The following is an 8,021-nucleotide window of genomic DNA, read 5'->3' as shown; positions in this document are numbered from 1 at the left end:
TGACTATTAGTGTTTAGGAAAACAAAAAAGGACGGTTTAAAACCGTCCTTAGTGATCCCATCAGGATTCGAACCTGAGACCTACTGCTTAGAAGGCAGTTGCTCTATCCAGCTGAGCTATGGGACCGATCAATAATTATATAACTCCCGATACGTTTCGGGAAAGCCTGAACCATGAGTAATGTAATCGCAAATTACTAAGTTTTCCCGAAACGTATCGAGAAGTAACTTGTCAGACAATACAGATTCAGATACTGTCAGAAATAACAAAGGGGATGACTTGCATCATCCCCTTTGTCGGGGTGGCAGGATTCGAACCTGCGACCTCCTGCTCCCAAAGCAGGCGCGATAACCGGGCTACGCTACACCCCGAGGAGATAACCCCTGATATATTTCAATATTTCAATTTATTTCTAACCGTTGTCAGATCATTTATAATGAAAGCGGGTGCAAAAATACTGATTCTTTTTAAAACCGCAAACATTTTTATAAAAAAAAATGCGGTGGAGGCGGGATTCGAACCCGCGGTACGGTTACCCGTACGTCAGTTTAGCAAACTGGTGGTTTCAGCCACTCACCCACTCCACCAAATATTTCAAAAGAGCTATTCTTTTATCGAAAAAAGAACACTGTTCCGTTGAACTGGGCGCAAATTTATAAATAATACTGATAAAACAAGTGGGAAAAGTAAAAAATCATCTTTGAAAAATGATAAGTAGTTAGAAATAAGAGTTATTGAGGCCTGTATTCCTCTTTTGAAAGAGAAAAGATCCGGAGAAAGTAGGTTTTCTAAAGTGAAAAAATGGAATTTCCGTTATTATTGTATTCTAATCCTAAAGGTAAAATGAAAAACTATGTAGTTCTCGCATTCTCGCAATTGTTGTTTTGGAGCATGTCCCCGCTATTTGCACAGGAAAAAGCACCCTTACTCACAGGGAAAGTGAAAATATCTATTGCAGAAGGTACATTTGATTGTGATTTGACTTTACAGAATATTCCGCAATTGGAAAATTATTTTCTACGTCTTAATTCGGGAATGAACATACTGCATTTTAAAAGTGTGAAGCCGGATGAATTTATGATCTACTATGATAAATCATTGTTTGATACGCTTTCGACGGGTGAATCGAATGCTTATTTCTTTCCAACAAATGACAGAAAGTCTAAGTTTCTTCCGGAAGCAGTCCGTGTAAAGTATGTGGGGAAGTTTCCGGTGGTAGCGGATACGATAGAAAATTACAGTCGTAAAGACTGGAAGGGAAATATAGCGTTCAATCATAATTCTGTACGAACGGATGGTATGCAAACTGCCTGGTATCCTGTTTTGTATGATGTTGAAAATGACAAAACCTATGAGCATGTGAGGTATGACCTTGAAATTGTATGTGAGGATTGTTCTACGTTATATGTGAATGGTAATGCACCTGTAAAAACCACTCGTGCTACATTGAAAAGCGATATTCCTCAGGAATTGACTTTGTTTTGTGGAAATTACGACTTTTCTGCAATAGAAGAAACCTACATTCTTAATCCCGGAATTACGGATGAGCAGATCCGGGAGTTTAGTGAATTGATTAATACCTATAAAGCATTTTACACACAAAAACTTTCTCTTCCGTTTGATCAACCGGTAACTTTTGTACAGACAACACCTACTTCCCGAAAAGACGGATGGTTGTATGTATCTTATCCGACGATTGTGAGTATAGGCTGGGGGAAGAATGGTCTGGAAAGTCTTTTTGATCCCCGGCTACAAAATTGGTACAGACCCTTTATTGCTCATGAACTCGGACATTATTATTTTGGCAATTACAAAGTTTTCAATGCTGATTTGGGAGACATGATGAGCGAAGGGTTTGCGGAATACCTGTCGCTGCAATTAACAAAAGAGCTAATAGGGAAAGATGTGTACAAAAAGTTGATCCGGACGAAAATTGAAGATCTCAAAGGGTTTAACCCGGTTCCCTTTGGGAAAGTTCGTTCTGATGCTGATTATAGTAACAGGGAATTGTATGTATACTATTACGCACCCTTGATTTTTTCAGCGATAGAAAAGGAAATAGGAGAGGAGCGGATGTGGGAATGGTTGAAAACAATTCTAATGACCCCTGTTCGGTTTACGAATTATCAATTTTTAGTAGAAACTCTGGAGAAGACTTTAGCAGATAACCCAAAACAATTGGCGGCAATCAAAGCTACTTATTTTGAAACCAAACACGCGTTGAAAAATGCGATAAAGACAGTAGAAAAGAATGAATAAATCCTGTTGTTCCATAATCAGTTGTTGGCTTGTTCTATGTATGAATTTTAGTTTCGGGCAGCAATATGATGGCGTAATTCTGGAAAAAGGAAGAGTAGATCGAAATAATGTTATTTATACACTGGGAAAGGTCTTTGTGTACGAATGTCAGATTCTTTCGGGAGATCAGGAATATTACCTGAAAAATAAAGAACAGGACACATTTAAACTGACAGAAAATAGGGCAGAAGCCTTGCTGAAGGAAATACATCTGACCGTAATCCGACCGAAACTTTTTCAGCGAACTAATCGGAATCAAACGCAAATCATATACAGTTATGAACCTGATCCGAAGATAGCAGCTTTCACCGGGCTTGTCGAAAATGAAACAAATATATGGTTGCATCCTCCTCGAAAAGGCTTTTTTCGTGCGTTGGAGACGTGTCCGTTTCCCTATATACAACTGGGAGAGGAGAATCCGGAGGAATGGAAGGATAGCATGTTGATTTCGAGTTACTGGTCGGACTCCGTTTGGGGTGTTTGGACCGATAAATTGTTGTTGAATTATCACTATAAAAGAGAAGGAAAGGAACGTATTCTGACAAATTTCGGTGAGGTAGAATGTGTACGTATACAGGCAAAGACACATTCGGAAATAGGAAGTTCATCCCTAGTAGCTCATTTTTCCGGTGAATATGGTTTTGTGCAATTGACGTATACGTTGTTTACGGGAATGCAGGTTGTATTGAAACTGAAAGAGGTAAAGAACGAACCGGTGTTGAGAGATGGCAGAGATTTTTTTGAAAGCCGGTGGTAATAAAATAACCTGGAGTTAACCACTGTCAATTCAAAATACGCCTAACTTCGTTTGTGTATAAACAGGAGTGAGAAATGATGGAGAGTTTGTGGAGCAAAATACGACAGGAGATAGAGGAGAACCGGGAGAAAGAGCCGGAGATCCGGTTGGTTATTGAGAAAAATGTTATTGAAGAACAAGGATTTTTAGGTACACTGGCAACTATCCTGAGTCATAAGTTGTGTGATAACTTTCGGAGTCAGGAAGATTTACAGGCATTGTTTTATAACATACTAAATGAAAATGTCACTATTCAGGAAGAGTTTGTAACCGATCTGAAAACCTATTTTGACCGTGATTTTGCTTGTGAGACGTATTTGGAAGTACTGCTTTTTTCAAGAGGATTTCAGTCCGTAACTGCCTATCGTATTGCGAGAAGTTTTTTTCTGGAAGGGAAAAAACTAACAGCCAAGTATTTCCAGAATCGTATTTTTGAGGTGTATGGAGTGGATATTCATCCCAACGCCAGATTAGGAAAAGGTATCGTTGTTGATCATGGTATCGGACTTGTCATTGGCGAGACAGCGGAGGTCGGGGACAGGGCTTTTATTTTTCATAACGTAACACTGGGAGGAACCGGACACGAGGGGGGAGATCGACACCCAAAGATTGGAAAAAATGTGATCATCGGTGCAGGGGCAACCGTGTTGGGCAATATTACTATCGGGGACAATGTAAACATAGCTGCGGGAAGTGTTGTGACCAAAAGTGTTGAACCCGGATACACCGTTGCAGGAGTTCCTGCGAAAGTAATCGGAGAAGCAAAAAAACTACTGTAAGAAATGGAAGATTCGGAACGTTTGCAGGAATATCTCAGAACCTATGAGGTGTTAACGGAGGAAGAGATTGAAGAGTTTTGTGGAAAAGTGGTGCGAAAGCGACTCAAAAAAGGAGAATATCTTTTTAGAGAGGGGAAGGTATGCCGGGAAGTTGTTTTTGTTCTTTCAGGTGTTTTGCGTTCCTTTTATTACTCTTCTTCTCTGGAAGAAGTAACCTATTGCTTTTCGTTTGAAGGTGCTTTTATTACAGCCTATTCATCTTTTATTACCCAGCAGGGAACTGTTGAAAATATACAGGCGTTAACAGATGTAGAATTGTTTTCGGTTTCCAGAGAGGTTGTAACAGAGTTGGAAGCGAAAAGCGTAAACTGGCTGCGCTTGCTGAAGATGATTGCGGAGCGCGAGTATGTAAAGATGGAACAGCGTGTGTTTATCCTGCAACGGGAAAGTGCAGAGGTGCGCTACCGGAGTTTGGTAGAGCAGCACCCGGAGTATTTACAACTGATTCCTCTGAATTATCTGGCTTCTTACCTGGGGATAACTCAACGACATTTGAGCAGAATAAGAAGTACTTCGGGATCGAATTAGACAAATGTCCTTTTTCGGCTGTACCGGAAATCGTTCTTTTGTACAAAAAAACAAAACATGAAAATTCTAATCATTACTGGTCACCCGGATCAAGAAAGTTTCAATTACGCCTTAGCAGAAGCGTATTACAAGGGAGCAATAGCAACAGGTGCAACGATCACCCGGATCAATATAGGAGAGTTGGATTTTGATCCGAATTTGCGATACGGATACCGTCAGCGATGTGAACTGGAGCCGGATTTACAGGATGCACTGGATAAGATTCAGGAAGCAGACCACATTGTCTGGTTTTTTCCGATGTGGTGGTACGGTTATCCGGCTATTATGAAAGGGTTTATCGACCGGACTTTTCTCCCCGGTTTAACCTATCAGCCTGTTCCGGGTAAACCCTTCCCAAAAAAACTGTTAAAAGGTAAAACCTCACGTATCGTTATCACATCGGATACCCCCCGTTGGTATGACCGTTTGTTTATGGGACAACCCACGATCAATCAATTTAAGAAAGGTACATTACAGTTTTGTGGGATCAATCCGGTCAAGGTTACCTACATTTCAGTAATCAAGGGCTCGACGGATGAATTCAGACAAAAATGGCTGAATAAAATAACCCGATTGGGCAAAAACCTGAAGTAGGAGAAGAGTGGGGTTGTTTACTAAGATGTCTGGTCGTATACATGTGTTATGCAACCCATTTATTGGAAAGTGGAACTGATTTGAGGTACATACAAGAGCTTTTAGGATACAAAATTAGCAGTACAACAGATATTTACACACATGTCAGTATCAGGAGTTTACAAAATGTAAAAAGCCCCTTTGACGATTTATAATTTTATGCTACATTCGGGTGATAGTATACATCCAAAGGTGTACCTATCCAACAAATAGATGTTGGCTAAGTTTACTTTTGGTGAGTGTATATATTAGTTAGCTACAATTCCTGAAATGAAAAAACATGAAGCACTTAGTTAAAAAATATGTCAAGCTTGCTCAATTATCAGAGGGGGCAGCAGAAGTATTAAACAACGCTCCTGTTGATGAAGTTGAATTGACAAAAATAGCTGACAAGAGAATGGATGGTTATTTTGCTTATGCTTTTACAGAGGATAACAAAATGGTTCAAACCTTTAAATACGAAAACGAAGGAAAAATCTATTTGATCCCAGAACCAGATCCAATTGTTATTTACTTTGATACAGCACTACATTACCACAAAATGATAAAGAGCAGAAGAGATGAGTTGTTTTCTAAACTTTCTGCGGATTACAAAGATTTTCATGCTGTAAATGGAGATTTCTATTGGTATTATTCTAATGCATCCAATTTTATCATTTTCCTGTTTTTATCTCTTGAGGCATTTATCAACAAATCAATTCCAGCAGATTTTGAATACAGAAGAAAAATCCAAAACAAAAGAACTGAACTGTTCGACAAATTACAGATACAGCGACATATTGAGTTCTTGGAGAAAATAAAACAAGTAATTCCTCAGGTGCCTCAGTTTGGAGGAAAGAATTTTGTTGGCGAATTCATTCACAAATACGATTTAATCAAAGACTTAAAGAATTTCAGAGACGAAATCGTGCATACCAAATCTTTTGAAGGGCTTGACACCAATAACTTCTATGAAGGGCTCTTCGTTAGAAGTCTTAATTTTGAATATGACAAAGTGCTTTTGGCTGCTAGAGATTATATCAACTACCACCAAGAAAACTTAATTGAAGAATGTCAATGCGGTAACGATTAAAAAAGTAGCTAACACGGTATATAGCAAATAGGGCGTTCAGTGGTTTACGAAAGGTCTGTGCTATTTACTAACACCGCCAAATCAACGATTTGGCTTTTAAGCATGAATAAATTAAAAACAAAATACAATGTTTTGGCTCAGTGCATTCGCCAGCTGGCAGATATCGCTTTTTATTGTTCTACTTGCCATATACTAAGCGTTATGGGCAATTATAAAACAACAGACACCGTATGAACATCACGACAAAATTTCAAGAAATTATAGACATTCAGAAAAACAACTCTGACGAGCCAATCGGGACGTTGAACAATCCTATTTCAAGTAATGACATTGAAAAAATTGAAAACTTACTTGAAGAACAACTTCCAAACGAAATAAAAGAACTTTATTCTTTTGCCAACGGACAAAATGAGGACGGAAACGGAGTGTTATTTGGAGAGAATTTTTGCAGTTCAGACGAAATTATTCGACAATTGGAATTTAGCCGAACTTTAATCAACTCGGGAACAAAAACTATCGAAAATCCCGAACAATCGGAAAAACTGATAAACCAAATTGTAGATTTTTATGTCAGCAAAGCACCGAAACATAAACTTTTCGGACTTCAAAAAAGTTGGTATAAAATGGAATTTGAGTGCGGACCAAATAGTTTTGGTGGACCTTACATTTATGCAACTGAAAATACGACAGGTAAAGAACGAGAAATTTTGGAAATTGATACAAACGACCGCAAATATGGTATTGAAACAGCAAAAGAGTTACAAAAATTAGAACAACCAACATATAAGTGGGACGAGCTAAACTTTGTGGTTTACTCAAATGGAAAATATGAAGTTGAACGCACGACTTACGATTTCGATAATGAAATCTCATTTACGTCAACGCCTAAAAACGCTATTCAACTTAAATATTTTCATCACAAGTGGTTGCCAATTTTTTCTGACTATGGAGGAAATTACATAGGAATTGACCTTGACCCTGATACAAAAGGTAAAAAAGGACAAGTAATCAACTTTGGACGAGATGAAGAAGATATGTTTGTACTTGCAGAAAACTTGGACGATTTATTCGATAAAATATTCGCAGAACTTGGTAAAACTGAAAATCGTTTACTAAACTCTGAAAACCACTTGCACGAAACATTAAAAGAAATGAAAAAAAAACAATAACTGCCCATAACAAGGGTTTTACGTCAGGCTGGTCAAACGTTTCCGTTCGACATTTTTTCGTAAATTTGAGTTTTGTCACTCGCTCGAAATTTTCTACCCGAACACCAAGCCCTGAGCCGTTGTGTATCATTAAATAAATGCAAAAAACAGAATTTCATATCGAACAAATTATAGAGTTGATTAAGGAACAGGAGCCTGATAGACTTGACCTAATTACAGAATTAGAAAAATCAGAAAGGAAAAAGTGGATAAGACAACCATATATATATTTCGTGTCAGGAGAAAGACCAAATCAACCTGGTTCGGAATGGCAGTTTGATGAAAGCATTGTTTTGGAACACGAAACCGAAGGGACAATAGTTCTTGACATCTTAAAAGATGGTCGAATTGGTGGAATTGAATTTGTAAGTCAAATAAGGGATTAAAAATGGAAAAAGAATATTCGATTTATCTAGGCTCAAATAAAATTGGAACGACAAGACTTGAAAAAGCAGATGCACCAATGGGTGTTGTTTTCGGAGAAATAAATTTTGTCGAAAAAGAATCGAAAGCACAACAAAACTTATACACAATGCCCTTCGGGACACTGCGCATAGCCAAAACGTTGTGTGTCATTAGAGAACTATGAAATTTGAGATTATACAAAA

10 protein-coding genes and 3 tRNA genes are annotated in these 8,021 nt (G+C 38.2%); 10 read left to right on the top strand and 3 right to left on the bottom strand.

The features are described 5' to 3' along the window. Positions 1 to 52: 52 nt before the first annotated feature. The 3 genes from AC4PL9_RS06685 to AC4PL9_RS06675 all read right to left on the bottom strand — a co-directional run bounded on the left by AC4PL9_RS06685 (position 53) and on the right by AC4PL9_RS06675 (position 587). Positions 53 to 126 (bottom strand) — tRNA-Arg (locus tag AC4PL9_RS06685). A 170-nt stretch (positions 127 to 296) separates the two neighbouring features. Continuing rightward, positions 297 to 371, bottom strand: a tRNA-Pro gene (locus tag AC4PL9_RS06680). Between the two features lie 129 nt (positions 372 to 500). Beyond that, a tRNA-Ser gene (locus AC4PL9_RS06675) sits at positions 501 to 587 on the bottom strand. 214 nt (positions 588 to 801) lie between these two features. On the opposite strand from AC4PL9_RS06675, the gene AC4PL9_RS06670 reads away from it, so the two are divergent. From AC4PL9_RS06670 to AC4PL9_RS06625, 10 genes are all read left to right on the top strand, one after another. Beyond that, positions 802 to 2,259: a hypothetical protein gene (locus AC4PL9_RS06670; RefSeq protein WP_491603976.1), complete on the top strand. Its 1,458-nt coding sequence runs from the start codon at positions 802 to 804 to the stop codon at positions 2,257 to 2,259. A 40-nt stretch (positions 2,260 to 2,299) separates the two neighbouring features. After that, positions 2,300 to 3,055: a hypothetical protein gene (locus tag AC4PL9_RS06665; protein ID WP_491603975.1), complete on the top strand. Its 756-nt coding sequence runs from the start codon at positions 2,300 to 2,302 to the stop codon at positions 3,053 to 3,055. Between the two features lie 74 nt (positions 3,056 to 3,129). After that, the gene (gene epsC, locus AC4PL9_RS06660; RefSeq protein ID WP_491603974.1) at positions 3,130 to 3,873 is read left to right on the top strand and encodes a serine O-acetyltransferase EpsC; all 744 of its coding nucleotides are present in this window, start codon (positions 3,130 to 3,132) and stop codon (positions 3,871 to 3,873) included. A 3-nt stretch (positions 3,874 to 3,876) separates the two neighbouring features. Beyond that, positions 3,877 to 4,461 carry a Crp/Fnr family transcriptional regulator gene (locus tag AC4PL9_RS06655; RefSeq protein ID WP_491603973.1) on the top strand — a complete coding sequence of 195 codons (585 nt, stop codon included), beginning with the start codon at positions 3,877 to 3,879 and terminating at the stop codon, positions 4,459 to 4,461. Positions 4,462 to 4,518: 57 nt separating this feature from the next. Further along, on the top strand, positions 4,519 to 5,094 hold the full coding sequence (locus AC4PL9_RS06650) for an NAD(P)H-dependent oxidoreductase (protein WP_343787638.1): 576 nt from the start codon (positions 4,519 to 4,521) through the stop codon (positions 5,092 to 5,094). Positions 5,095 to 5,135: 41 nt separating this feature from the next. Continuing rightward, entirely contained in the window at positions 5,136 to 5,288 is a 153-nt protein-coding gene (locus AC4PL9_RS06645; protein WP_491603972.1) for a tyrosine-type recombinase/integrase, read from the top strand. 125 nt (positions 5,289 to 5,413) lie between these two features. Next, complete coding sequence (locus AC4PL9_RS06640) at positions 5,414 to 6,205, top strand: hypothetical protein (RefSeq protein WP_491603971.1); 792 nt, start codon at positions 5,414 to 5,416, stop codon at positions 6,203 to 6,205. 230 nt (positions 6,206 to 6,435) lie between these two features. Further along, positions 6,436 to 7,374, top strand: a complete 939-nt coding sequence (locus AC4PL9_RS06635) for an SMI1/KNR4 family protein (RefSeq protein WP_491603970.1) — start codon at positions 6,436 to 6,438, stop codon at positions 7,372 to 7,374. A gap of 137 nt (positions 7,375 to 7,511) precedes the next feature. After that, positions 7,512 to 7,799 carry a hypothetical protein gene (locus tag AC4PL9_RS06630; protein WP_491603969.1) on the top strand — a complete coding sequence of 96 codons (288 nt, stop codon included), beginning with the start codon at positions 7,512 to 7,514 and terminating at the stop codon, positions 7,797 to 7,799. A gap of 2 nt (positions 7,800 to 7,801) precedes the next feature. Further along, the gene (locus AC4PL9_RS06625; protein WP_491603968.1) at positions 7,802 to 8,002 is read left to right on the top strand and encodes a hypothetical protein; all 201 of its coding nucleotides are present in this window, start codon (positions 7,802 to 7,804) and stop codon (positions 8,000 to 8,002) included. Positions 8,003 to 8,021 lie beyond the last annotated feature (19 nt).

The organism is Wandonia sp. (assembly GCF_984588085.1).
This window is presented reverse-complemented; position numbering and strand designations above follow the sequence as displayed.

Bases quoted from the DNA above. Each gene is read 5' to 3' on its own strand.
- AC4PL9_RS06650 (WP_343787638.1), top strand. From the start codon at position 4,519: ATGAAAATTCTAATCATTACTGGTCACCCGGATCAAGAAAGTTTCAAT.
- AC4PL9_RS06625 (WP_491603968.1), top strand. From the start codon at position 7,802: ATGGAAAAAGAATATTCGATTTATCTAGGCTCAAATAAAATTGGAACG.
- AC4PL9_RS06665 (WP_491603975.1), top strand. From the start codon at position 2,300: ATGAATTTTAGTTTCGGGCAGCAATATGATGGCGTAATTCTGGAAAAA.
- AC4PL9_RS06630 (WP_491603969.1), top strand. From the start codon at position 7,512: ATGCAAAAAACAGAATTTCATATCGAACAAATTATAGAGTTGATTAAG.
- AC4PL9_RS06670 (WP_491603976.1), top strand. From the start codon at position 802: ATGGAATTTCCGTTATTATTGTATTCTAATCCTAAAGGTAAAATGAAA.
- AC4PL9_RS06635 (WP_491603970.1), top strand. From the start codon at position 6,436: ATGAACATCACGACAAAATTTCAAGAAATTATAGACATTCAGAAAAAC.
- AC4PL9_RS06640 (WP_491603971.1), top strand. From the start codon at position 5,414: ATGAAGCACTTAGTTAAAAAATATGTCAAGCTTGCTCAATTATCAGAG.
- AC4PL9_RS06655 (WP_491603973.1), top strand. From the start codon at position 3,877: ATGGAAGATTCGGAACGTTTGCAGGAATATCTCAGAACCTATGAGGTG.
- AC4PL9_RS06645 (WP_491603972.1), top strand. From the start codon at position 5,136: ATGTGTTATGCAACCCATTTATTGGAAAGTGGAACTGATTTGAGGTAC.
- epsC (WP_491603974.1), top strand. From the start codon at position 3,130: ATGATGGAGAGTTTGTGGAGCAAAATACGACAGGAGATAGAGGAGAAC.